The sequence below is a fragment of the Phyllobacterium sp. LjRoot231 genome, assembly GCF_964253365.1.
Classification (GTDB): domain Bacteria; phylum Pseudomonadota; class Alphaproteobacteria; order Rhizobiales; family Rhizobiaceae; genus Phyllobacterium.
The window spans coordinates 2,604,144-2,627,434 of sequence record NZ_CAXUQT020000001.1; the positions used below are offsets into that span (position 1 = coordinate 2,604,144).

Genomic DNA, 23,291 nt, shown 5'->3' on the forward strand with positions numbered 1-23,291 from the left:
GATGCGCTCGCCATATCCGGACCAGCGACTGGTCCGGCTGCGCAACGAGCGGCTCAAGGCGTCCAAGACCGACACCTCTATTAAGTTGAGAGAACTTAACGCCCTCACGCTGTCGGGCGGTGGCAGCAACGGGGCTTTCGGAGCCGGAGTGGTTGTCGGCTGGACCAAGGCCGGGACCAGACCGAAGTTCGATATCGTCACCGGGATCAGCGCAGGCGCGCTGATTGCGCCCTTCGCCTTCCTTGGACCAGCTTATGATGCCGAGATCGAGGCAGGTTTCACCACGGTCACCGATGCCAACATCTACATAAAGCGCGGACTGCTCGCGGCACTCGCCGACGGGGCATTCGCCAGCAATGCACCGCTGGCCAAGCTGCTCGACGAACACATTACCGACCGCATGCTTGATGAAGTCGCGCGGGAGTATTCCAAGGGACGTCGCCTGTTCGTCGGTACGACCAACCTTGATGCCGATCGGGCTGTCATCTGGGACATGGGAGCGATTGCAGCGAGCAGGCGGCCGGATCGCATGAAGCTGTTCAAGGAGGTCATCCTCGCCTCCACGTCCGTTCCTGGTATCTTTCCACCCGTCAACCTGGAAGTGACCGCAGCCGGCAGGACCTATCACGAGATGCATGTGGACGGCGGCACCGCCAACGAGGTCTTTCTCATGCCAGCCGGGCTGACGCTCGGCGAGCTCGACAAGACCTTCCACACCAGGGTCAAGGTACGGCTGTACGTGATCCGCAACGGTCGGACCACGCCGGAGTACAGCTCGGTCAAAGCCGGCCTGCCGGATATCGCCGAGAAGGCGGTCTCGTCGCTGATCAAGGCGCAAGGCATCGGCGACCTCTATCGGCTCTACGCGATCGCCAAACGTGATGGGATTGACTACAACTACATAGACATCCCGACGGACTTCACCCTTAAAGCGAAGAGCCCCTTCGACAACACGTTCATGCGCGCCCTGTACGCAGAAGGCTACGAGATGGGCCGCAACGGCTGCCATGGAAAAAGGCACCGCCCGGATTTTTGAGATGAGCTTGCCAATGAGGTGCGGCCATGCGTTGACGACCTCCGAAGTCATCGTCCGACTAAGGGGCAGGCTCATTGAGAGAACAGGTCACCCGATGACAATCGCCATCAGGTATTTGTCAAACATTCGTAGGCCTCGCCGCTGCAGTGCCCTTCCGCGAATAGAAGTAAGCACCATGGGGATTGCAAGAATCGGGGGCACGAGCGTCCTACCTGTGGCAGAGGTCTCCAAGAAGAATGCGCCGGCTGAAGCCATATTTCTATTCGTTCCGAGACCGGGAGCCGAACGCCACTATGTGACCGAAAGCGTCGTCCCTCCGATCGGAAATTGAAGACGGGGCCGCCGCGCCCGGACGGTGGGAAGCTGAAATTCATTTGCGAAAGTTCGATTAGCCGGGTGCCACAAACAAACAATTTTTGGGACCATATCTATGTGCTCCACGAACCGTCGAACACATGCTGAAGCGCTGGGAGGGTTTCCAGTCGCATGGCCGAAAGTTGTTCTGACATGTCAGCTTCTTCAAAAACCGTCAGTTGAGCCTCCCTCTCGGGTTGCTGCAATACCTGATCCACCAAGGGCGCATCGTTAGCGCAAGTGGAATGGTATGTTGGGTCATTTTGCTTTGAATTGTTTTCCATTTATTTCCTCCACGATCGGATTTGTCGTCAACGCTTGTCCTCGCTTATGGACAGGGTGCGAGCGTCCTGATCCTCGAGGCCGATTTCACAACGCAACTTCGCTCAGTTGGTTGTGTTCCCGGCCGTTGGGAAAAACGCACCTGCATAAACTCAGCGACGCTCATCTCAGGCGCATCGGAACAATCCGATGCACCCGGGGTTGTGTGGGTGGGATCAAAATAACGGGAATTGGAGACATCTGATGGAAACTGCCGGAATTGGTTGGATCGCAGCCATCATCATCGGCGGCATCGCAGGCTGGCTGGCCGAGATGTTCATGAAGAGCAACATGGGCGTCATCATGAACGTCGTTCTGGGGATTGTTGGAGCACTTATTGCCAACGCGCTGTTGTCCCTGTTCGGCGTGGTCCTTGGCGGCTGGCTCGGCTATCTGATCGCGGGCTTTATTGGTGCCTGCATTTTGATTGCCATCGCCAGGATGTTTCGACGATCTGCAGCATAGCGGGAGTGAATAACGCTAGCCAATGACCCTTGGATTGCAATTCGATCTTGAACGGTTCGTGGAGGCGCAGGAACCCATCTTTCTGCAGGTCCTCAAAGAGCTGAGGGCAGGTCAAAAGCGCAGCCATTGGATGTGGTTCATCTTTCCACAGTTGAAGGGCCTCGGGTATTCATCGACGGCCCGATTTTATGGCATTGTGTCGCTTGGAGAAGCGCGGGCTTATCTGGGCCACGGCCTTCTTGGACCGAGGCTTGTCCTCTGCACCGAATCCCTGCTCGGCCATACCGACAAATCCCTCAATCAGATACTGGGATCACCCGACGACCTGAAATTCCGATCGTCGATGACGTTGTTCTCGCACGCGTCCAGTGATCCCTTTATCTTCGATCGGGCGCTAGATCAGTTTTGCGGCGGCCATATGGACAGCCGGACCCTGGAACTCTTGCGTTCGGGTTGAGGCCGCCCGCCGCCTGCCAGCGGGTAGTACGGGCAGTGCGGCGATCTTTACGGATCATGTTAATGCAGCCCATGTGATCGAAAGGTGTTTCTTCGCCAAGTCGCCATTACAAACTACGTGAACCCGTTTTGAACTGGAGAGTCTGGACGGCTCATGGACACAGCGTGCTGTTAAGCCCAACTTACCTATTAGACGCCAGGCGTATCGATAGTGCGCCATGCGACATAGTGCTGGCGGACTATCGGTTGAACGTGAATTACCGCACGGCCGCCAGACGATTTGCGTGGAATCCGTCGGATTCGCGTCGCCGAGCAAGGTGTTATAGGGATGGGCAGATCAGCTTGCAGGTCGCGGAATATCGTCCGGAAGAGCATTATGAGGCTGTGAACAACAAGTGGATCTGCCTGTGCACGCCGGACGGCCGTTAAAAAAATGCTGTTGTTCAGTTGTTGACGGTGTTTGCTCTACTTGATCCAATACGACCACGATGAACCACAGCGGTGGCGATCGAGCCGACCTCCTCAGTGGATTGTTGCGTATTCAGGGCATTGCCAACGAAGAGGGGAATGGCTCTGGTTTTTAATTTGATGAACGCAAGCTGACCATCTTTGTGACATCGTTAGCACGGTAAAAAAACGTGTCCTGCCTGCGAATTGGATGAAGCGATGGTGATGACTTTGTTGCCGGCACTATTGATCGGAATCATCGCAGGTCTGCGTGCAATGACAGCTCCGGCGGCAGTCAGTTGGGCAGCGCATCTCGGTTGGCTCAACCTCGGTGACAGCTGGCTCGCTTTCCTCGGCTATACGTTCACGCCGTGGATATTGACCGTATTGGCGATCGCCGAATTGGTCACCGACCAATTGCCGTCCACGCCAAGCCGTAGAGTGCCGATGCAATTCGGTGTGCGGATTGTTATGGGAGCACTCTGTGGTGCTGCCAGCGGTATCGGTGGTGGTACGCTGTTTGGCGGCCCGATCGCAGGGGCAATCGGTGCCGTCATTGGAACTCTGGAGGGTGCCGATGTCCGCGGGCGGCTCGCCAGAAGCTTTGGGCAGGATCGTCCGGCCGCGCTCATCGAGGACGCCGTGGCCATTGGCGGCGCATTTCTGATCGTGGCTACGTTGCCCTGAGCTTCGCTCAGTGGCTGCACTCGCCATAAAAAGCAGGGCCGAATCAACAAGCGCCGTCGAACGTTTAGACTCCGGAGGGTGTTCATGATGTTCGAAGACAGAGTCGATGCAGGCAAACAATTGGCCAAAGCCTTGAAGGGCTACCGCAGCCCAGATGTCATTGTATTGGCCCTTCCACGGGGTGGGGTTCCCGTTGCGGTTGAAATTGCAAGGGAGCTCGGCGCGCCGCTTGATGTCCTCATCGTGCGCAAAGTCGGTGTTCCGTATCAACCGGAGCTCGCCATGGGGGCGGTCATGGACGGCTCCCATGCGGTAACTGTCCGTAATGACGACGTCATTCGCAGCTATGGAATCTCTGAAGAAGAGTTCCAGAATGAATGTGCGAAGGAGATGGAGGAAATCGATCGCCGTCGTCGGCAATATTTCGGGCGGCGGGTTCCGATCGATATCGTCGGACGTACGGTGATACTCGTCGACGACGGCATCGCCACAGGAGCAACGGTCCGGGCGGCGATCGTCGGTCTGAGGCAGGCCGGACCGCGTAAGATCGTTCTCGCCGTGCCGGTCGGAGCGAGCGAAACGATTGAAGCGTTGAGGCAAGATGTCGATGAAATGGTCTGCCTTGAGGAACCCGCGGCGCTCGATGCGATCAGCTTGCATTATGGCGACTTTCCGCAGTTGACTGACGATGAGATCCTGGAATCGATATCGTCCCTGCGGTTGGCGTGAACTGGCGCAGAGGAAGCAAAAAACACCGTCAACATCACTGATCGAGGAACAGGATTGTCGTGTATCAACCTTATGTGACGAATAGGCCGACTAAGCTGCTTTGGTGTGCCTGATGTCCCCGTCGAGCTCATCCTGCTGTTCCAGAGTGGCGTTGCTGAAATAGAGCTGCAATCGGGTCGAATTGTGTGACAATGCCAGCGACGCAGTTGCTTGCGTCAACGATCGACATATGAGACAGCCATATCTGCCGTCGGCGCGGTGGCTCGAAACTGTCTAGATTTCATTGCTTTAGGGACGAGTGAGATCCGGGCAGGGCGAGCTGTTTCTCATGGCTTGACTGACGATAAAGACGATGAAGTAACGACGGCCTCATGCCTAAAAATGCGCCGTTCTAGAGCCGCAAGGAGGACCGCTTCAGTGGCTCCCCTGATGAAACGAGTGCGGGCAAGCATCTCTCATCACAACGGATCTGCGCTAGTCGGCCAGTTTATCCCATAACCACGCGATCAGATTCCGCCGCCTGTTGCCAACTGCCTTGCGAACGTAGGGGGCTGCCGTTGCCGCGGTTACGGTCACTCCGAAATGGCAATAGCATAGAGCCCTGTGCAATTGGTAATCGGTCAGCTGGAAAAACCGCTTTGCGTCGCCATAACTGTCACCTTCCAATCCGGCCGCACGTAGAATGGGGTCTTTGAAAGCCACCGAGATCGGCGATCCATCGGCGCGGATACACTCTCGCTCCTTGGACGGCAGGTTTTCTGTCTGATACAGCGTCACGAGACGCTGACCGGGGTTCAGTTCAAGCAGTTCCGCCCAGCGCTCAATGCGTTTATTGCGAGACAGGGGCGGCTGGTCCCTCGCGACATCGGCAACGGTTTGCAATTGTTCGAGTGCAAAGTGCTTCATTTTCTCCTCCATTGAATGTGCGACATTAACCACGGGTGGTCAAAAACGTTCCCTTCTGCAGGCGCGCTGAAAGAGACAACCTCGGGAAGAAAAGCTATAATCGGCTGCCAGCGCTGTGCATCCAAAATTGTCTGCCTGGCAACCAATATCAATCAAATATTCATAGTCGACTTTCTAAAGCAAACTCCGGCAGGCGTGCCGCCCCCTCTAAATGTCGGACGTAATGATCAAGTAGGATTGGTCCACCTACGGCGCTCCAGTCAATCGCGAGGTAGAATTGACACCCGCCCGTGAGGCCCAGCATCAGGGTTGGAGAGGAGACGCCAGGCCTCCGCTGAAATCCCGGGGTGGTGGAGTACCTCAGCCCACAAATTATATCCCTCTGTAGATTGCCTCGACAGTAGCTAATTGGGTTGAACATTTAACGCTAAGTTATCAATTTTCCGGGAAAACATCCCGAAATGATGCGCCGTAGGGCGTGATAAATTGAGATAGCTGGTACCAAGCCCGACCTCAGCCGAACGTGGGGCCCATCGGACGGGAATCCTGAAGCTGGATCAATTGGACGTCCTATGACCGCATCATCAAGTCGTTGGAAAATGCAGCTTCGGTTTCCCTGCGCGCCAGGATTAGCGGCACACATTAACAGCTCGAACCGGTGTCGGATTGGCAAAGTCTCGTTCGTCCTAAGGGCCTATATTCCGGCAATTTAGGAGGATCACGACCATGCCGAATACCATAAGCTTGCACCGCGTTCTGGCAACCAGCCCAGACAAGGTTTATCGCGCTTTCATCGAGGCGGACGCGCTCGCCAAGTGGCTTCCACCCAACGGTTTTGTTTGTACTGTGCATCACTCAGAACCAAAGGTCGGCGGCAGGTTCAAAATGTCCTTCCGGAACTTTACAACTGGCAAGTGCCACGCGTTTGGCGGCGAATACATCGAGCTCGTTCCAGGTGAATGCCTACGCTACACGGACAAATTCGACGCCCCCAACCTTCCCGGCGAAATGGAGGTAACTGTGACGCTGAACAAAGTGTCGGTCGGGACCGAGCTCCATATAACGCAGGCAGGCGTGCCAGACGTCATTCCACCTGAGGCTTGTTATCTCGGTTGGCAGGAGTCGCTGAAAAACTTGGCAAGGCTCGTCGAGCCGGAGATCAACGAATAGCGCATCAAGTCAAGCAAAGGGTGGCAATCGGATCGCGTCGCTCAATTCTGTCGAGGCGGCAAGTCTGCCCTGGCCCATACTGATATTCTCTGGTGACACAGGTGATACGCCGGGATGGAAACGTTTGGACGAGTTCCTCAAATCCCGGCTCCAGCACCTGGAGCCGGTCTTGGCAGGACGCGAATGGCTGGCCAGGTCCTTCTCCGTCGCCGACATACTCATGGCGGATGTGCTGCGCCTTGTCGATCGGTTCGACGGGCTGGCGGGACATCCCGGGTGTCGTGACTATGTCGAGCGCGCCACGGCCCGCCCGGTCCTTCGTAAAGGCACACGCAGACCAGATGGCGCATTTTGCTGCGGCAGACTGAGCATCACGTGGACCAAAAGCTGACAGTTGCGAGCTGTGCACGACCGCTGTTGGCTTATAGGAGCCATTCAGACGAGGTCCTTGTTCCGACGTAGTCGAACATCGTCGCAGTTCGGAACCAGATATAGGCTGATGCTGTCCGATCCGCTTTTTCACGGCCTTTGTCTGCGTCCCTGATGACTGATCAGGTCACTCGACGTTGGAGTCCTTGCAGCGGTACGTAAATTTATATTCTCCTTCAGGCTTTCCTGGGTTCCTGTCGCCCCCTGGGTTATGATAACAAGCGCCCCATCTGATCCGGGCACGCCCACCAACGCTCAAAAGCTGCAATCCCGCCTTTGCGGCGATCACCGTGGCCGGATATAACCGATCACCTTGGTGCTGTACTACGCTGGCACAATTCAATGGTTCATCGGATGTCTCCTCGAAGCAGATTTCGATGACCACTTCGCGATCACAGGTGTTGACGAAAAGCCAACCTTTTTCGTTTTCGGTTCCGATTACGCAGCTCTTGGCAGCGTCGCCAAAAGAGGGGGTAATTTGGCCGAAAAACAGGATAAAGGCGATCACGGCGAGCGTCTTGCATTTCCTCAAAAGGCTCATGTGACTCAAGCTGATGCGCCCCCGATTCGTCAAAATTGATTTTTGGGGCAGCCTACGACGACTATTTCATCTTGGCCATACGGCAAACTTCGGCTGAGTAAGTCTTGCCTTCGCGCATTGCGGACTTCAATCCAGCGTAGCTACACGCGCCTCTCATGAATAAGATGTCATACCGATTTCATATGTGCCGGATTAGGGAGTGCTGAATGAAACTTCACATTTGCACCTGGTCGGCCCAGAATATCGGTGTGGGTTGAATGCCGAACATGCCGAAACCATGGCGCGAGCAGCCCGAGAGGAGGATCTTATGGGTGAGGATCATGTTTACAAGAAGATCGAACTCGTTGGCAGTTCAACCGATTCGGTTGATTCAGCGATCAAGAATGCCATCGCGCGCGCATCCCAGAGCGTGAGACAACTCGACTGGTTCGAGGTCGATCAGATCAGGGGGCACATTCAAGATGGCAAGGTGGCCCGATTCCAAGTCGTCCTTAAAGCCGGCTTCCGCTTGGACTAAAGAGCGGGCGCGTGCCTTTCGATATCAGCGCGATTATGAATACCCAGCAGTTGGGGATCCACCCTAAGCGCACTTTAACCGTCGCTGGGCCGTGTGCTTTGGAGCGGGCGTTGTGAACGCAGCAAAAGACCGTCCAAGTGGTTGCTTCGGCTTGGAATAGGGTGCCGTTCAATTCATCGCGCATAATTACTTTGAGCTGGTCAACGGCGTCACCGACAGTGACCGTTTTTGGCGCGACGCGGACAATCGCCTCCACAAATTTACTGCCCCACGTTCGATCCCGGGCCACTTTGCTCCAGCCGTGGCTCTGCCCCATCCAAAGGCCGATGAATGTTGGCGCGATGGCGCGCAATCACATACATGCCACCTGCGATCACCAGTAACCGATAGGGCAGCGGTTGCTCGAAGCTGAAGACGAGTGCGATTGCAGTCAAGGCGGCGAGTATCGAACTGAGGGAAACAATTCGAAAAATAGCCAGCACAGCGCCCCAAACCGCCACCGCGCCTAAGCCTACGGCAAAGACATCGCCAGCAACACGCCGAGTCCCGTTGCAGCGGATTTGCCGCCTGTGAAGTTCAACCAAATCGAACGGCCATGCCCCAACAACACCGCTAGTCCAGATAAGCAAACAGCCCAAGGCACCCATGTTTGAAGATCAAGCGCTGTGTGTGGCGTGAAAGACGGTAACGTAGAGAACCAAGGATAAAACCAGCGAGCAAAGACAATCGCGGCCACACCTTTTAGTACATCTACGAGAAGCACGACCAACGCTGGCCATTTGCCTAGCGTTCGCAGTACGTTCGTTGCCCCGATTGATTTGGAGCCGTGCTTTCGGATATCAATGCCCCGAAGCAGTTTACCCGCCAAGTAGCCCGTGGGCGTAGAGCCGAAGAGATAAGCAATCATCAATCCAACGGCATTTCCTATCCAGAATGCCATGGAACCTACTCTTCCTCGCAGATCATCATCATTATTGTACCCCTGTTAGCCGCACAGTCGTCCGGCCAGCATCAAAGTCAAGCGCGTATATCCTCGCATGACCGCTTGTGGCGCTAAGCGGACATTAATCATATCGTCCGCTGCCGGCCCGGTGCAGATAATAGGACGAGCAGATCGTTGGGTCTAATCTCTCGATCGTGCCAGACGATCAATGGTAATTGGAAGATCCCGCATCCGTTGCCCTGTTGCATGGAATATAGCATTTGCGATCGACGGAGCGACCGCGACCGAGCCGATTTCGCCCACACCTTTCACACCGATCGGACTGACTTTGTTATCAGTTTCTTCAACGAACAGGACTTCGATATCATAGACATCGGCGTTCGATGGGATGTGATAGTCTCCGAAACTGTGAGCCATGCATCGCCCTAGATTATGGTCGATGGCCGCGTCTTCGTAGAGGGTCTTGCCGATCCCCATGACGGACGCACCGATGATCTGGCTTCGGGCTGTTGCAGGATTGAGGATGCGCCCCGCGGCGACCGCGCATACAAGCCGGGTGACCCGAACGACCGCAAGTTCTTCATCGATGCGGACCTCGGCAAAAACCGCAGAATGAGTGGCGCTCGTGTATCTCTTGCCGAAGGGAAATTTAAGGATGGTTGCGGTGGCGCTCAGATTATGGCGGCCCGACAGTTTCAATAAATCAGCGAGAGCAGCCGGAGAAAGCAATTCGGTTGCTTGCCCATTTCCCACAATCCCGGCTTGCTTCGCACACGACAGGATCGTCTTCTTCAGCTTGTCGCAGGCCGCTTGGACGGCAGAGCCTGAGGTTGCGGCAGTCCATGAACCTCCTTGAATGGGATTGAAAGGCAGGGCGGAGTCACCAAGCTTGACAACCACTCGTTCCATGGGCGCTCCGAGCGCATCGGCGGCAATTTGGGTAAGGATCGTGTAGGTTCCGGTGCCGATGTCCGTAATAGACGTTGTCACTTCGAACCGGCCATCGGCAAGAAGGCTGACCTTGGCACGTGCGGGCACGGGTGACATTGCCGCCTCCCAAACCCCGGTTGCCATACCCCACCCAATCAGATCTTTCCCCTTACGCATCGATCGTGGCGCGTGGCTGCGCTTCGCCCAACCGAAGCGCTCGGCACCTTGAGCATAGCATTCGCGGAGGGCTTTGCTGCTGAACGGGCGGTTTTCGCTCTGATCGCGCTCCGTGTAGTTTGCGAGGCGCAGGGCAAGCGGATCAACATTGATGGCGTAAGCCAGCTCATCCATCGCGCATTCCAGCGCGAACATACCGGTGGCCGCGCCGGGTGCGCGCATGTCGCACGGCGAAACGGTGTCAAGTTTTGCGAGTTCGTAGGCGAGTTTGACGTTATCGCAGCGGTAAAGGCTCGCCGAGAAATTCAGCATCGGATCTTGGGCGTCCTCGTTTCGCGACGTGGCTGCAATGGCTCGATGCTTGATCGCGAGCAGGCGGCCGTTCTCGTCGGCACCGAGGGAGACGGTTTGTATGGCATTAGCGCGGTACCCGAGCGCGAACATGTGGTCGCGCGCGAGCACCAGCCGAACGGATCGCTTGAGCGCCTTAGCTGCCAGAACCGCGAGGAAAACGGATTGCTGAGGTCGAAGACCGAGACCGAACGCGCCGCCGACAAAGCTGCTTACAACACGCACTTTGCGTCGAAACAGGCGGAAGGCGACCTTAAGAAAAATCTCCACGCTCTTGGGGCTCTGTGTCTTGTCATAGACTGTGACGGTCTTGTTGCTCCATTCAACCGTTGTTGCGAACAGTTCCATCGGATGATGGTTTTCAGCAGCGGTCGTGTAGGTTGCCTCAACCTTGACGGGAGCCTCCGAAAATGCGCGGTCAGCATCACCGGCGGGCTGCGGTGTTGGAGCAAGACCGAGCCGATGTCTCGGGGGCTTATAGGCTCTTGATACTTCTGCCGCCAAGTCAGTCGCGTGTTGCTCGCGGTGATAGGAGACGCGGACCAACGCCGCCGCATCGCGTGCCGCTTCGTAGGTGTCGCCGACAACGAGAGCCACCGGCTGGCCGCTGAAATGCACCCGATCATTGTACAGGGGCCGGAAGGGTTGGCCGGGCGGGCCAACGGGATCCTTGTAGAGAAAGCTGAACGGCCAGAACCAGGGGCGGTTTTTATGGGTGAGCACCGCGACAACGCCGGGGAAGTTTTTTGCGGCTGCGCTATCGATCGAGATCACCCGGCCTTTTGCGATCGATGCAGATACGATGGCGGCATGCAGCAGATCCGCAACTTCATATTCCGCGGCGTATTTTGCCTGACCCCGAACCTTCAGCGGCCCGTCAATCCGAGGGATGCTCTTGCCCGTGATAGCAGGTCCCTGATCCATAATTGGCTCTTTCAATGGATGTGCTTGTCGGACTGCGACTGCGGCATTCGCGACGCGGCCTGTTCGAGCGCCCGAACGGCAGTTCTGCGGGCGAGTTCTATCTTGAAGCCATTCTCCGACAGCGCATCGGACCGTAACAGCAGCATCGACGCAAACTGATCGAAATTTCCGCGGGATGCGGGTCGCCCGACAAGCACGACTTCCGCAGCCGTGTCCCGCCAGGGTTTGTGCGCCACACCACCCAAGGCCACATGCGCCGTCGAGATCACGCCATCATCGATTGTCAGCAACGCTGCAGCCGATACGAGCGCAAAAGCATAGGACAAGCGGTCGCGGATCTTTAGATAGCTGTATCGCTGAAACTCGGGCGCAGGGGGCAACTCGATTCCAAGAATGATCTCGTTGTTTCGCAGAGTTGTGTCCTGCTCGGGTGTATCGCCGGGCAGTCGATGAAAATCTGCCAGCGAAATCGAGCGCGCTCCGTTAGGGCCTTGCACGACGATCATCGTTCCTATCGCGGCAAGAGCGACACACATGTCGGAAGGGTGGGTGGCTACGCAGTCCTGGCTTGCGCCAAGAATGGCGTGGTTCCGATTTAGTCCATTCCGCGCAGGACAGCCGGTGCCGGGTGTTCGTTTGTTGCACGGTGTCATCACGTCATAAAAATAGGAACAACGCGTGCGCTGCAGCAGGTTGCCACCGACTGTGGCAGCGTTGCGGAGCTGCGCAGATGCACCCGCGAGAATGGCGCTCGCCAGCAAGGGATAACGGTTTTCGATGACTGGATGGAAAGCCACGTCCGAATTCGTCACGAGAGCGCCGATCCTGAGGCCCCCGTCCGAGGTTTCGCTAATATCCCGAAGCGGCAGGTCGTTAATGTCAATGATGGTGGTCGGGGTCGCTACATCGTACTTCATCAAATCGACGAGGTTGGTGCCGCCTGCCAAGAGTTTTGCGCCAGGCTCGTCAGAAAGCCTCTCGATAGCTTGACTGATGCTCGCCACGCGCAAATATTCAAAACGTCTCATGGCACCGTCTTCCGCTTGGGAGCTGCAATGACCTCTTCGATCGCATCGACAATGCCAATGTATGCACCACAGCGGCAAAGATTGCCGCTCATTGCCTCTCGGATCTCGTCACGCGTTTTGGCCCTGCCTTCCGAGATGAGGCCCATAGCCGAGCATATCTGGCCGGGCGTACAATAACCGCACTGAAGGGCGTCATGCCGCACGAATGCCTCCTGTAGGGGATGGAGTTCGTTGGGCGTACCAATTCCTTCAATCGTTGTGATTTCGGAGCCATTGCGGCTCACGGCGAGCACCAGGCAGCTATTGATACGCGTTCCATTGACGAGGACCGTGCATGCGCCGCACTGGCCGTGATCACAGCCCTTTTTCGTGCCTGTAAGGTGAAATTCCTCACGCAGCAGATCAAGCAATGTCACGCACGGTTCAATACTGGCGTTGCGGGCAACGCCGTTGATGGTCAGTGTCACGTGGAGTGCTGTCTTTGACCTCGCTTCCATCTTCGTCCCTTTGGACTCGAGCTCGTATCGATGCGGGTAAAAAACTCTAGGCGCGCATCAACGCTCTGACAAGTTTGAAAGCAGACCTTTATGCAAACAGCGAGTTGACCCCTTAGCCCTGAGCGAAGCAAAAGCCGCGAACGCTATATCGCAAGCACTTTTAGCAGCCAGCCAATTCTCCCCGTCTGTTTCGAGGCAAGGAATCTGCGAACATAGCGCGCAGTGGTGCCTGAGCTCATGCCTGGACCAACATGACAATAGCAGACCATCCGCGGCGCATGAAACTGGTCCTTCGCCAAGCGAGCGTCCGGTTTTGGCCCGAAGCGGACACAGTGGCAGACATCCTGAAGCGCGATCGTTAACCCGTCGTTATTTCTTCTGTAATCACCTCGAAGCGAGTTAGTAACGATGGACCAAAACTGGTCGATATGGCCACGTCGGTTGCGTCACGCCCGGTGGCCATGAGTATGCGCCCTATGCGCGGCGTGTTGAAGCGGGCATCGACAGTATGCCAGTGTCCGCCAAGATAGACTTCGAACCATGCGCTGAAGTCCATGGGATCTGGATTGAATGGCACGCCGATGTCGCCAAGATAGCCCGTGCAATAGCGCGCGGGAATGTTCATGCAGCGGCACAGGGTGATGGCGAGATGGGAAAAGTCTCTGCATACACCTGACTTATCCGTATATGCGCCATAGGCTGTTCTTAGGGGATCGGCTTTCTGATAGTCGAAGGTTATGTGGTCATGGACGTAGTCCCGGATGGCCTCGACCCGTGGCCATCCCAACGGTGTTGATGAGAACCGCGACCAGGCAAAGTCGCCAAGTCGGTCCGTTTCGCAATAGCGGCTGCCAAGGAGGAAGACGAGGACATCGTCGGGTAAATCCTTGATCTCGTGCTGGGCCGCATTTCGGGGAATGAAGTTGGGCTCGCCGCTGTCATAAATTTCGAATTCAGTGGATATTGTTGTCAGCCCGCGCGGGGCAACAATACGGGTGCAGGCATTGCCAAAGCCATCCCTATAGCCCCACGCATCGATCGGTTGGTTGAAGGTCAATTTCTGTTCGGTCAGAAGATCGACGCGACGGGAGGGATGAATATTAAGCACGAGCAACATTGCTGTCGGTTTCGGGTACTCGTAGCCCAGCGTGAACCCTGCGCGTATCTTCATCGTCTCTCCTTGATCCGGGAACGCTAAGAAGTCGCGACGGTTCCCTACAAGCCCTCGATCATAGTTCTTGTGTTCTCTGTTGTGACATTCACCTGCACCGACATTCCATCATAGTCGGAGGCGGCACCGTCGTAACTTCCCGTCAATGGAATGGCTTGCCGCGGGTCACGGGCAACAGCCACCCGGATCAAATCCCTGTTTCCGACTATCCCATTCGTTGGATCGAATTCCACCCATCCGGCTCCGGGGAGATAGATTTGGCACCACGCATGAGTCGATCCGCCACCGCGAGTTATCGAGCCATCGCGACTTGGTACGTAAATGTAACCAGTGACAAAGCGCGCCGCTAAACCCAATGAACGGGCGGCCTCCATCATCAGCACGGCAAAGTCCCGGCAGGTGCCTCGCCGTAGTTGCAACGTCTGAACAGGGGACTGCGTTCCCCGCGCTGCGCGACGCTCATACACAAAGCTCTCATGAATTCCGTAGCAGAGCGTCATTAGCAGGTGGCCCGTTTCCGTAGGATGGCCGACCCGAACGAACTGTCTGGCCCAGTGGCCGACTTCATCGTCCTGATCGGGATAGTGACGTTCAATTGTGTGCTCCAGATCGGCAATCTCATCGTTATCATAAGCGAAGGGATAGGTGAGCGCCTCTTCATCGATCTGCAGATCGAGCGCGACGTCCGGCGTGTGGTCGAGGCGAATATGACTTTGAAAGCGCAACTCGGACGCAGCTGCAGAGATTTCCGCGAGCGCGACACAATTGCCGAACACGTCGTGAATCCAGCGTATTCGTGTGGGTTCCGGTTCGACAACCAATGTCGCCTCAAGCAGGCGCTGGTCAAAACTGTCTCGCGGACGAAACATCAAACGATGCTCTCCGAATGCGACTGGTCTCACATAGCGATAGACCGTCGAATGTCTCACGGAGAAAATAGTCATGGTAATCTCAACGCGGAGAAAGTTTCAGTTTTATCAGATTTTTCTACTTGTGTTCAGTGCCTGGTGCAACGAGCCAAAACGAAGACGATAGTGCGCCGGGGACAAGCCCGTCTTGCGGCGGAAAAGGCGGCCGAAGAAGCTCGTGTCCTCAGATTACGCGCCCGAAAGCTGGGGCTTTTCGACAAGGCCGCATAATAATTTGGCATTCATCTCGTTGGTCGCGGCCGATTGGCAGGCCCAGCCTCCTGGAACCCCCGATCGCTTTCCAGGAGCGTTTCATCATGGCTGACGACCAGCAGCCCGCCGACATGGGCCCGCAGCCCTGCCTCGACCGCTTCGATCGAATCTATGTCCAGATGGTTGTCGGGTTCCTCGAGGATTAGAGAGCCGGCGTTGACCCGCCCAGAACGCATCCGTAACTGAGGCTGGAATGCAACAGCAGCCACCCCTACACCTTCTCGAATTATGTCGAGTGGCTGGCGATAGCGTATGCGATCACGCTAACGACTTCGCCAGCGCTAAGTCTTCCTTGCGGATTCACCTCTGATGGACGCCCGGTAGGATTGCAAATGGTTGGGCGCGCGCGTGCCGAGGGACGTGTCCTGGCTGCAGCGCGTGCCCTTGAGCTCGTTCTGAATCTGCGCCGAATGACGCCAATCGACCCACGCTCACCTGACTGAACCTGGTTTCAGGCTTGGCGGCTCTCCACCCAACTCGGTCCTTCCAGATTGAGTGATCGGGGCAGGTTGAGCCGAGTGCAGCTATTGTAGCCGATGTCCACTTTGCGCCAATAGCGGCAGTTGGCAGGGATGCAAAGTCTAAGACGTCCCTTCACATTTTCAGCTTAAGATTGGAACGGTCGTTGATCGTACCCATCAAGGAATTGTCCCCTGAGCGCGTCGTCAGAAGAATGCCGATGCCATTTCCGGAGACCCTTCCAGCGCGTGCGCAAGATATTCCAACCCGAGTCTTAGCTGTGGTCGCGATATCGGCCCTCCCAAACACACCCTAGCGGCTTCTGCCGGGGTTCCGCCCACTGTAAAGGCATCGCTTGCCAAGACCCCAATACCTGACGCGCGCATGTGATTTATCAATCCGGACCTGGTCCAGCCATTGCTCAACGGCAGCCAAATATTGAAACTAAGCGGATCCGCTTTGAAGCTTCCCGGAGCAAGCATTTCAGCGGCCATTGCCTGGCGGGCCCCGGTTTCCTTCCGGATAAAGCGCAAGATCATATCGGCCGTTCCGTCTTCGATCCAGCGCGTGGCCAGAGCAACGGTCAACGGGGAGGCCATGACGTTGGAAGCTTTCATCGCGCTTACAAACGGCCAGATCGCGCGAGTATCAGGGGCCACAACGTACGCCAGCCGAAGGCCCGCACCGATGCATTTCGCCAGGCCCCCTATATGCCACACCAGGTCGGGTGCGATCGTGGCGAGCGGGGCGGGGGCATGCACGGGAATGAAACCATAGGCGTCATCCTCAACAATGGGGACATGGAAGCGACGTGCAACTGCACATATCTCCGCTCGTCGTTCTTCAGGGATTGTGATGGTGGTCGGATTCTGCAGGGTGGGATTGAGGTAGAGGGCCTTTGGAGCCATCTTTTCGCAGGCATCCGAGAACGCATCCGGCAATATGCCCTTTTCGTCCATTGGCAGTCCATGCATGTGTAAGCGCAGCTGTGCCGCAATGGAGCGAGCACCAGGATAAGTTATATTTTCCGACAGGATTGTCTGGCCAGGTTTGGCTAGCATGCTAAAGATCGCGAGTATCGCAGGGTGCGCCCCCGGTGTGACAAATACCCGTTGCTGCGAGGGTACAAGTCCGCGGCGACTTAGCCATGCCGAAGCCGCTTCCTTGTCCTGAGCAGAGCCGCCGAAGCTCTGATAGCGGAGCAGGGGCACCATATTCGCGGCGACAGTCGATAGCCCCTCACGCATTCTGGCAATCAAATCAGGATCGTCCGGTTCAGGTGGGAGATTCATTGATAAATCTATCAGTTCCTGCCGCTTTGGATCTGGCGTGCCGATAGGGAGGATCGACAATTGCGCTTCGGGCGTCGCGAGCACAAAGGTTCCTCGCCCGATGTGGGCGTCGACGAGCCCGCGTTTCCGCGCTTCGACGTATCCCCTGGCCACTGTCGTGAAGTCTATGTCGAGCCGCCTGGCAAGTTCACGCTGCGGCGGCAATCGATCGCCTGCACGCAGTCGACCGCTGCGCACATCCGACGCGATGGCCTCTGCGATAGCCAGATACAAAGGCCCAGCACTGACTGACAGGTCGGGATTCCACATTTTCGACATCCCTAATGGGTTGATCGGATTGACTGTATATTGCGGCTGCCTCCAACTGTCACGCGGAAATGAGGAGTCGGGAAAACTTAAGCATTCGACTAGGTGTTCGAATGAGCCGTAGCACATTGACGGTAGATTGAGCGCATCGATCCAGTGCATGTGTGCACAAAAATGCTTCAGCGGAATATTCTCCGACGAACAGCACGAGTCTCGATGTTCAATATTTCAGCGGACAATGAATGCATAATTGAATGGAAATTGGATATAATTGACTGCTAATTAGGCACATTCAATTTGGCACGGTTATTGCAACGCTCCTGTTGCGTATGAAACGCTCGTTCAAATTTGTCAGGAGCCGCCAATGCCCGCAGTTACCAAGCCAGCCCACGAGAAGGGTGATTTCTTTGTCGACTATGAAGAGAAGGTCTTTGAGGACGTTCAAGCCAAGGATGGCGAGAAGGCCCTTGTCACGTTCCATACCGTTGCGTTTGAGGGATCGATCGGGTTCGTCAACCTGCTGCAAGCGACGCGCTTGAAGCGCAAAGGTTTCGAAACGTCGATCCTGCTTTACGGGCCCGGTGTGACGTTGGGCGTGCAACGGGGTTTCCCGAAACTCGGCGATGAGGCCTTTCCAGGTCATCTCAACTTCAACAACCAGATCAGCAAGTTCATTTCCGAAGGTGGCAAGGTCTATGCCTGCCGTTTTGCGCTGCAGGCCCTTTACGGCCACGGTGAGCCTTCTTTGATTGAAGGCATTCAGCCGATCAGTCCGCTCGATGTCCTTGACCTCATTCTTCTCCACCGCCGCGATGGAGCTTTCGTGCTCGATACCTGGACCCTTTGATCGGATTTTTTCAGCAGAGAGGGCGGGCAATGTCCGTCCTCTTGATCGCCGCTTTCAAGGAGACCTGCAATGTCTAATACACCAACAATCAGGGCAGCTGCTGTGCAGATTTCACCTGATTTGACATCGCGCAGCAAGACAATGGTGAAGGTACTGGACGCCATCCGCGAGGCGGCTTCCAAGGGTGCTGATCTCGTGGTCTTCCCCGAAACGTTTGTCCCCTGGTATCCATATTTTTCGTTCGTCCTGCCTCCCGTACTTTCCGGGAAAGAGCACATCCGGCTGTACAAGGAAGCCGTCCCTGTTCCGAGTGACGAAACAAACAGCGTAGCTGCCTGCGCCCGCGACAACTGCATCGTTGTAGTCCTCGGTATCAACGAGCGCGATCACGGTTCGCTTTATAATACGCAGCTGATTTTCGATGCTGATGGTCGCCTCGCCCTCAAACGCCGGAAGATCACTCCGACTTTTCACGAACGGATGATTTGGGGGCAGGGCGACGGATCAGGGCTGCAAGTGGTTGAGACGGCAGTTGGCCGTGTAGGCGCGCTTGCCTGCTGGGAACACTATAACCCGCTCGCCCGCTACGCGCTGATGGCGCAGCATGAGGAGATACATGTCGCGCAGTTTCCAGGCTCCCTTGTCGGCCCGATATTCGCCGAGCAGATCGAAGTCACGATCCGGCACCACGCGCTGGAAAGCGGCTGCTTTGTCGTCAATGCAACCGGATGGCTGACGGATGAGCAAATAGCCTCCGTCACCCCGGACCAAGGGCTGCAAAAAACACTGCGGGGCGGCTGCATGACCGCCATCATATCCCCCGAGGGAAGCCACATCGTGCCGCCGCTGACAGAGGGCGAGGGCATACTCATCGCCGATCTCGATATGAGCCTGATCGTCAAACGAAAGCGCATGATGGATTCGGTTGGTCATTATGCCCGGCCCGAACTCCTGCAACTCGTTCTCGACAATCGCCAGACACAACCCATGGCAGAGCTTCCAGAGGCCTTTTCCAAAACCAACAAAGGGACACAGAACGATGCAGAAGACGACAGCGCTGCCAACGGAGCAACTGATCAACGAGTTGCAGTCCTTCGGCGTTAGGCTTGTTGATCCAAAGGTTGGCCTCGAAAGCAGGCGCGGCGGAGCAGGACCGTCGGACCATAAGGCTGTTACCATTGACGGGATGACCGTGATGGTGCCCGTGCACACGGCCCCAGCTTTCGACAGTCCCTATCTGATTGAAAAGCCCGACGGTGACGGCAGGAGCCAAATCAGCCGCGATGGCACAGTCCTTGGTGAAGTCACGTTTCCGCTTCGACCCAGGTTCTACGAACGATCGACTGCGGATGGCATTCCCTATTCGAAGATCGCCGTTCTGCATGGACGTGATGTCCTTGCGACAACCATTCTGCAAACCTGCATACGCTATCAAAGCCGGACCAAGACCTGCCAATTCTGCGCAATCGGACAGTCATTGGCTGCTGGCCGCACGATAGCCCACAAGACGCCGGACCAATTGGCGGAAGTCGCCAAAGCGGCGGTTGAGCTCGATGGCGTCAAGCACATGGTCATGACCACGGGGACGCCCAAAGGCGACGACCGTGGAGCATCGATCCTTGCCGACAGCGCGCGAGCCATCAAGGCCGCGGTCAACCTGCCCATTCAGGCACAATGCGAGCCACCGGAAGACGATGTCTGGTTTGCCCGTATGAAAGAGGCAGGTGTTGATGCTCTTGGCATGCATCTCGAAGCCGTCACGGCGGAGATACGGGCGCGCATTATGCCCGGAAAGGCGCAAGTCAGCCTGGAAAAATACTTTGCTTCGTTCGCGGCCGCCGTTCCCGTGTTCGGGCGCGGCCAAGTCTCCACCTACATTCTTGCGGGGCTGGGTGACACCCGCGAAGCGATCCTAGACATTTGCGAGCGTCTCATCGCCATCGGGGTCTATCCCTTTGTTGTGCCGTTCGTACCGATTGCCGGCACACCACTCGAAAGCCATCCCGCGCCGAAACCAGACTTCATGCATTCAATCCTTGGACCGCTGTCAAGCATGCTGGTCGAAAACGGACTGAAGGCCGCCGACATCAAGGCTGGCTGCGGCAAATGCGGGGCTTGTTCCGCGCTCTCGACCTACGAAAGGATGTTGACCAGATGATCCTCGAACCATTCAGTCCCTTTTCCGTAAGCGAATTCCAGGTGAAATTCGCTACGTGCCGCTGGGAGCGGGAGCAGGCACATGGGTTGCGTCGTTCGGTTTTCTGCGACGAGCAGGGCATTTTTGCCAATGATGACCGGGACAAGACCGACGATCATGCAATCCCGATCGTCGCACTGTCCATGCTCGGTGTCACCGCTGACGCGGTAGTGGGAACCGTCAGAATCCATGAAGAGGAGCCCGGCATCTGGTGGGGATCGCGCCTCGCAGTGGCAAGGGATTTCCGCAAGATTGGGGCATTGGGAGCGACGCTGATCCGCCTGGCGGTCTCGTCAGCTCATGCGATGGGTTGCCAAAGGTTCTTCGCCAACGTGCAGAGCCAGAACGGTCCACTCTTCACCCGGTTGCATTGGCACACTCAAGGTGAGTTCGAGATCCACGGCCGACCGCATCTGCGTATGACCGCAAACCTCGATTACTACCCGCCTTGCTTGTCGCCGGAGACAGGATTCGTCGCCCTCCCGCGAAAGGCTGCTTGATGAAAACTGTTCCGGATATTCACTCCCTTGCGCAGACATTGGCAGCCAGCAGGGGCGTTGCGGCCAAGCAGGATATAGGCGCGGCGGCTGCGGCTCTTGGCCTTAAGGGGCAGGGAATTGCTGTCGGCGACGATTGCGCCGCCATTCCGGATGGTGACGGCTATCTGCTCTTTGCCATCGAAGGCTTTATGAACGAGTTCGTGGCGGGTGATCCGTGGTTTGCCGGCTGGTGCGGCGTCATGGTCAACATTTCCGACATTGCCGCAATGGGCGGACGGCCAGTCGCCATCGCCGATGCGATCTGGGCCAACGGCGAAAGCCAAGCCATTCCCGTGCTCGAAGGCATGCGCGCAGCTGCGACGGCGTTCGGCGTGCCCATCGTCGGCGGCCACACCAACGTCCAGACCGACCGCGGCCAGTTGTCGGTCGCCATTCTGGGCCGGGCGACGAAATTACTAAGCAGTTTCGATGCCAAACCGGGCGATCGGCTGATTGCAGCAATCGATCATCGCGGTGGTTATCGCGAACCGTTTTCCAATTGGGAGGCGGCAACGAAAGCTCCCCAAGCGCGATTGCGCGGCGATCTGGAGATACTGCCACAGATAGCCGAGTGCGGATTAGCCGTCGCCGCCAAGGACATCAGCCAGGGCGGTATCATTGGCACGAGCATCATGCTTGCAGAATGTTCCGGCGTCGGCATCGAGATCGATATAACCGCCATTCCCGTGCCTGACGGCATCGAGCTCGAACGCTGGCTGCTAACATTTCCAAGTTTCGGCTACCTTTTGTCGGTCACTCCCGGAAATGTCGATGCTGTCATCAGTCGTTTCACCGATCGCGGAATAACGACCTCGGTGATCGGTTCCGTTCATTCGGGCAGTGAAGTCACGATCACGGACGGCAGTTCGCGCGCCTTGGTCAGGGACCATCAGACCCAGCAGCTGATGCGGCTTTCGGTGCCCACCCAAGGCGGCGAGGAAGCGGCATGAAAAGCTTCCTGCACATTGCGATGTTGACCCATTCCACCAACCCGCGAGGTGGCGTGGTCCATGCAATGGCACTGTCCGATGCTTTGAGTGATCTGGGACACCACTTGAGGCTCTTTGCTCCAGATTCCCGTGGCACAGGTTTCTTCCGCCAAACACGATGCAGCGCGGTCGGCATTCCTGTGGGCCCCGCAAGCCTCGATATCACGGCAATGGTTGAGCAGCGGATCGCCGAATACGTTGATTATTTTGCTCAAGCGGGAACGCAGGATTTTGATCTATTCCATGCCCACGACGGCATCTCCGGCAACGCCCTGGCGACATTGAAGGAGCGCGGGCTCATCAACGGTTTTGTCCGAACGGTTCATCACATCGACAGCTTTGTTGATCCGACTCTGATGGCCCTGCAGGAACGATCGATACTGAGCGCGGATGCACATTTTTCAGTCAGCCGAAAGTGGCAAGCGGCGCTGCAATCCAGTTATGGAATTCAGGCCGAAGTTGTAGGCAATGGCGTCGACCTGGCGCGCTATTCTCCGGCAGCGAACCTCAGCGACCACGAACTTCGCAAGCAGCTCGGTCTAGGGCCGGGACCAGTCTTTTTGAGCGTTGGCGGAGTAGAAGAGCGCAAGAACACCCTGAGCATTCTTGAGGCATTTCTTGAGTTCAGAAACGTGCGGCCGGATAGTCAGCTTTTGATAGCAGGCGGTGTTTCTCTCCTGGATCACGAGACTTACCGCGCACGGTTTGATGCATGTCTCCGGCTGGCCGGACCAAACGCATCGAATATTCATATTCTCGGTCCGATAAACGACCGTGACATGCCAGCACTCTATCGGCTCGCCGATTCCCTTATCTTCCCGTCAATCAAGGAGGGTTTTGGTCTGGTGGTGTTGGAGGCCATGGCGAGTGGGGCTCCTGTCGTGACGTCGGCCATCGAACCGTTCACCGAGTATCTCGAAGAGCATGATGTCATCTGGTGCAAACCCGACAACTTGAGAACAATCATCGATGCCATGGAGCTGTCGTTGAATACGGCCCTTCGCGAAGTGGTGATCCCCCGCGGGCTTTTGGTCGCCAAGCGACACGATTGGAAGGCTGTCGCCAAGTCTCATCTTCGCATCTATCACAGCCTTGAGGAGTCCGCCTATGCCTGAGATGCGCTTCATCGTGATCTGGCCTAATGGCGAAGAAGAGACCTGCTATTCGCCATCACTTGTCGTGAATGACTTTCTTGCCGAAGGCGGGCGCTATCCGATTGCCGAATTTCTTGTTCGCACCACCGACGCGCTGACCATCGCTAGTGACAGGGTTCAGGCTAAGTACGGTTTCCCCTGCTCGCTCGCCTTTCACCAACTTGAGCGCATTCGGGCGCGGGCCCAGTCCTTCGCGGGGCAACCCGACGCTACGGTCCTTTGTCAGAGCTTCATCATTTAGAGGAACC

General features: G+C 56.6%; 23 protein-coding genes and 5 pseudogenes. 17 read left to right on the forward strand and 11 right to left on the reverse strand.

The window, feature by feature from the left end; translation table 11 throughout:
• The first annotated feature begins 1 nt into the window (after nt 1).
• Nucleotides 2-1,036, forward strand: a complete 1,035-nt coding sequence (locus ACSQ3H_RS12820; RefSeq protein ID WP_436117418.1) for a patatin-like phospholipase family protein — start codon at nt 2-4, stop codon at nt 1,034-1,036.
• A 428-nt stretch (nt 1,037-1,464) separates the two neighbouring features.
• Here ACSQ3H_RS12820 and ACSQ3H_RS12825 read toward each other — a convergent pair whose 3' ends face one another.
• Nucleotides 1,465-1,674 (reverse strand): hypothetical protein, encoded by a 210-nt coding sequence (locus ACSQ3H_RS12825; protein ID WP_436117419.1) that lies wholly within the window; start codon nt 1,672-1,674, stop codon nt 1,465-1,467.
• A 241-nt stretch (nt 1,675-1,915) separates the two neighbouring features.
• Here ACSQ3H_RS12825 and ACSQ3H_RS12830 point away from each other — a divergent pair, with 241 nt between their 5' ends.
• The 5 genes and pseudogenes from ACSQ3H_RS12830 to ACSQ3H_RS12850 all read left to right on the forward strand — a co-directional run bounded on the left by ACSQ3H_RS12830 (nt 1,916) and on the right by ACSQ3H_RS12850 (nt 4,495).
• The gene (locus tag ACSQ3H_RS12830) at nt 1,916-2,176 is read left to right on the forward strand and encodes a GlsB/YeaQ/YmgE family stress response membrane protein (protein ID WP_436117420.1); all 261 of its coding nucleotides are present in this window, start codon (nt 1,916-1,918) and stop codon (nt 2,174-2,176) included.
• A 22-nt stretch (nt 2,177-2,198) separates the two neighbouring features.
• Nucleotides 2,199-2,633 (forward strand): DUF1810 domain-containing protein, encoded by a 435-nt coding sequence (locus ACSQ3H_RS12835; RefSeq protein WP_436117421.1) that lies wholly within the window; start codon nt 2,199-2,201, stop codon nt 2,631-2,633.
• A 4-nt stretch (nt 2,634-2,637) separates the two neighbouring features.
• A pseudogene (locus ACSQ3H_RS12840) lies at nt 2,638-2,765 on the forward strand (efflux transporter periplasmic adaptor subunit); the annotation flags it as partial.
• Between the two features lie 539 nt (nt 2,766-3,304).
• On the forward strand, nt 3,305-3,766 hold the full coding sequence (locus ACSQ3H_RS12845; protein ID WP_436119437.1) for a DUF4126 domain-containing protein: 462 nt from the start codon (nt 3,305-3,307) through the stop codon (nt 3,764-3,766).
• Between the two features lie 84 nt (nt 3,767-3,850).
• On the forward strand, nt 3,851-4,495 hold the full coding sequence (locus tag ACSQ3H_RS12850) for a phosphoribosyltransferase (RefSeq protein ID WP_436117422.1): 645 nt from the start codon (nt 3,851-3,853) through the stop codon (nt 4,493-4,495).
• A 474-nt stretch (nt 4,496-4,969) separates the two neighbouring features.
• Here ACSQ3H_RS12850 and ACSQ3H_RS12855 read toward each other — a convergent pair whose 3' ends face one another.
• Complete coding sequence (locus ACSQ3H_RS12855) at nt 4,970-5,401, reverse strand: hypothetical protein (protein ID WP_436117423.1); 432 nt, start codon at nt 5,399-5,401, stop codon at nt 4,970-4,972.
• A gap of 726 nt (nt 5,402-6,127) precedes the next feature.
• Between ACSQ3H_RS12855 and ACSQ3H_RS12860 the strand changes: the two genes are divergently transcribed.
• Nucleotides 6,128-6,571, forward strand: coding sequence for an SRPBCC family protein (locus tag ACSQ3H_RS12860; protein ID WP_436117424.1), 444 nt, complete (start codon nt 6,128-6,130; stop codon nt 6,569-6,571).
• Nucleotides 6,572-6,605: 34 nt separating this feature from the next.
• Nucleotides 6,606-6,939, forward strand: a pseudogene (locus ACSQ3H_RS12865) (glutathione binding-like protein); the annotation flags it as partial.
• A gap of 188 nt (nt 6,940-7,127) precedes the next feature.
• Here ACSQ3H_RS12865 and ACSQ3H_RS12870 read toward each other — a convergent pair.
• A complete protein-coding gene (locus ACSQ3H_RS12870; protein ID WP_436117425.1) occupies nt 7,128-7,508 on the reverse strand; it encodes a hypothetical protein in 381 nt (126 codons plus the stop codon).
• Between the two features lie 340 nt (nt 7,509-7,848).
• On the opposite strand from ACSQ3H_RS12870, the gene ACSQ3H_RS12875 reads away from it, so the two are divergent.
• Nucleotides 7,849-8,058 (forward strand): dodecin, encoded by a 210-nt coding sequence (locus ACSQ3H_RS12875; RefSeq protein ID WP_106666108.1) that lies wholly within the window; start codon nt 7,849-7,851, stop codon nt 8,056-8,058.
• A gap of 260 nt (nt 8,059-8,318) precedes the next feature.
• Here the strand turns inward: ACSQ3H_RS12875 and plsY are convergent.
• From plsY to ACSQ3H_RS12910, 7 genes and pseudogenes are all read right to left on the reverse strand, one after another.
• A pseudogene (gene plsY, locus ACSQ3H_RS12880) lies at nt 8,319-8,998 on the reverse strand (glycerol-3-phosphate 1-O-acyltransferase PlsY).
• A gap of 183 nt (nt 8,999-9,181) precedes the next feature.
• Nucleotides 9,182-11,383 carry a xanthine dehydrogenase family protein molybdopterin-binding subunit gene (locus ACSQ3H_RS12885; RefSeq protein WP_436117426.1) on the reverse strand — a complete coding sequence of 734 codons (2,202 nt, stop codon included), beginning with the start codon at nt 11,381-11,383 and terminating at the stop codon, nt 9,182-9,184.
• Nucleotides 11,384-11,394: 11 nt separating this feature from the next.
• Complete coding sequence (locus ACSQ3H_RS12890; protein ID WP_436117427.1) at nt 11,395-12,411, reverse strand: FAD binding domain-containing protein; 1,017 nt, start codon at nt 12,409-12,411, stop codon at nt 11,395-11,397.
• On the reverse strand, nt 12,408-12,908 hold the full coding sequence (locus tag ACSQ3H_RS12895) for a (2Fe-2S)-binding protein (RefSeq protein ID WP_436117428.1): 501 nt from the start codon (nt 12,906-12,908) through the stop codon (nt 12,408-12,410). The genes ACSQ3H_RS12890 and ACSQ3H_RS12895 overlap by 4 nt, the downstream gene beginning before the upstream one ends.
• 358 nt (nt 12,909-13,266) lie before the next feature.
• Nucleotides 13,267-14,079, reverse strand: a complete 813-nt coding sequence (locus tag ACSQ3H_RS12900) for a transglutaminase-like domain-containing protein (RefSeq protein WP_436117429.1) — start codon at nt 14,077-14,079, stop codon at nt 13,267-13,269.
• A 44-nt stretch (nt 14,080-14,123) separates the two neighbouring features.
• Nucleotides 14,124-15,023 carry a transglutaminase family protein gene (locus ACSQ3H_RS12905; protein WP_436117430.1) on the reverse strand — a complete coding sequence of 300 codons (900 nt, stop codon included), beginning with the start codon at nt 15,021-15,023 and terminating at the stop codon, nt 14,124-14,126.
• 148 nt (nt 15,024-15,171) lie between these two features.
• Nucleotides 15,172-15,471 (reverse strand): annotated as a pseudogene (locus ACSQ3H_RS12910) (hypothetical protein); the annotation flags it as partial.
• Between the two features lies 1 nt (nt 15,472).
• Here ACSQ3H_RS12910 and ACSQ3H_RS12915 point away from each other — a divergent pair.
• Nucleotides 15,473-15,703, forward strand: a pseudogene (locus tag ACSQ3H_RS12915) (amidase family protein); the annotation flags it as partial.
• A 222-nt stretch (nt 15,704-15,925) separates the two neighbouring features.
• On the opposite strand, the gene ACSQ3H_RS12920 reads toward ACSQ3H_RS12915, so the two are convergent.
• Nucleotides 15,926-17,329, reverse strand: a complete 1,404-nt coding sequence (locus tag ACSQ3H_RS12920; RefSeq protein ID WP_436117431.1) for a PLP-dependent aminotransferase family protein — start codon at nt 17,327-17,329, stop codon at nt 15,926-15,928.
• A gap of 352 nt (nt 17,330-17,681) precedes the next feature.
• Here ACSQ3H_RS12920 and ACSQ3H_RS12925 point away from each other — a divergent pair, with 352 nt between their 5' ends.
• The 7 genes from ACSQ3H_RS12925 (at nt 17,682) to ACSQ3H_RS12955 (ending at nt 23,284) form a co-directional block, all read left to right on the forward strand.
• A complete protein-coding gene (locus tag ACSQ3H_RS12925) occupies nt 17,682-18,164 on the forward strand; it encodes an MSMEG_0572/Sll0783 family nitrogen starvation response protein (protein ID WP_436117432.1) in 483 nt (160 codons plus the stop codon).
• Nucleotides 18,165-18,233: 69 nt separating this feature from the next.
• Nucleotides 18,234-19,268 (forward strand): Nit6803 family nitrilase, encoded by a 1,035-nt coding sequence (locus tag ACSQ3H_RS12930; RefSeq protein ID WP_436117433.1) that lies wholly within the window; start codon nt 18,234-18,236, stop codon nt 19,266-19,268.
• A complete protein-coding gene (locus tag ACSQ3H_RS12935; RefSeq protein WP_436117434.1) occupies nt 19,204-20,322 on the forward strand; it encodes an MSMEG_0568 family radical SAM protein in 1,119 nt (372 codons plus the stop codon). Before ACSQ3H_RS12930 ends, ACSQ3H_RS12935 begins: the two co-directional genes overlap by 65 nt.
• A complete protein-coding gene (locus ACSQ3H_RS12940; RefSeq protein ID WP_436117435.1) occupies nt 20,319-20,861 on the forward strand; it encodes an MSMEG_0567/Sll0786 family nitrogen starvation N-acetyltransferase in 543 nt (180 codons plus the stop codon). Before ACSQ3H_RS12935 ends, ACSQ3H_RS12940 begins: the two co-directional genes overlap by 4 nt.
• Entirely contained in the window at nt 20,861-21,850 is a 990-nt protein-coding gene (locus ACSQ3H_RS12945) for a sll0787 family AIR synthase-like protein (RefSeq protein ID WP_436117436.1), read from the forward strand. The genes ACSQ3H_RS12940 and ACSQ3H_RS12945 overlap by 1 nt, the downstream gene beginning before the upstream one ends.
• Nucleotides 21,847-23,004, forward strand: coding sequence for an MSMEG_0565 family glycosyltransferase (locus tag ACSQ3H_RS12950; RefSeq protein WP_436117437.1), 1,158 nt, complete (start codon nt 21,847-21,849; stop codon nt 23,002-23,004). Before ACSQ3H_RS12945 ends, ACSQ3H_RS12950 begins: the two co-directional genes overlap by 4 nt.
• The gene (locus ACSQ3H_RS12955) at nt 22,997-23,284 is read left to right on the forward strand and encodes an MSMEG_0570 family nitrogen starvation response protein (RefSeq protein WP_436117438.1); all 288 of its coding nucleotides are present in this window, start codon (nt 22,997-22,999) and stop codon (nt 23,282-23,284) included. The genes ACSQ3H_RS12950 and ACSQ3H_RS12955 overlap by 8 nt, the downstream gene beginning before the upstream one ends.
• Nucleotides 23,285-23,291: the final 7 nt, after the last annotated feature.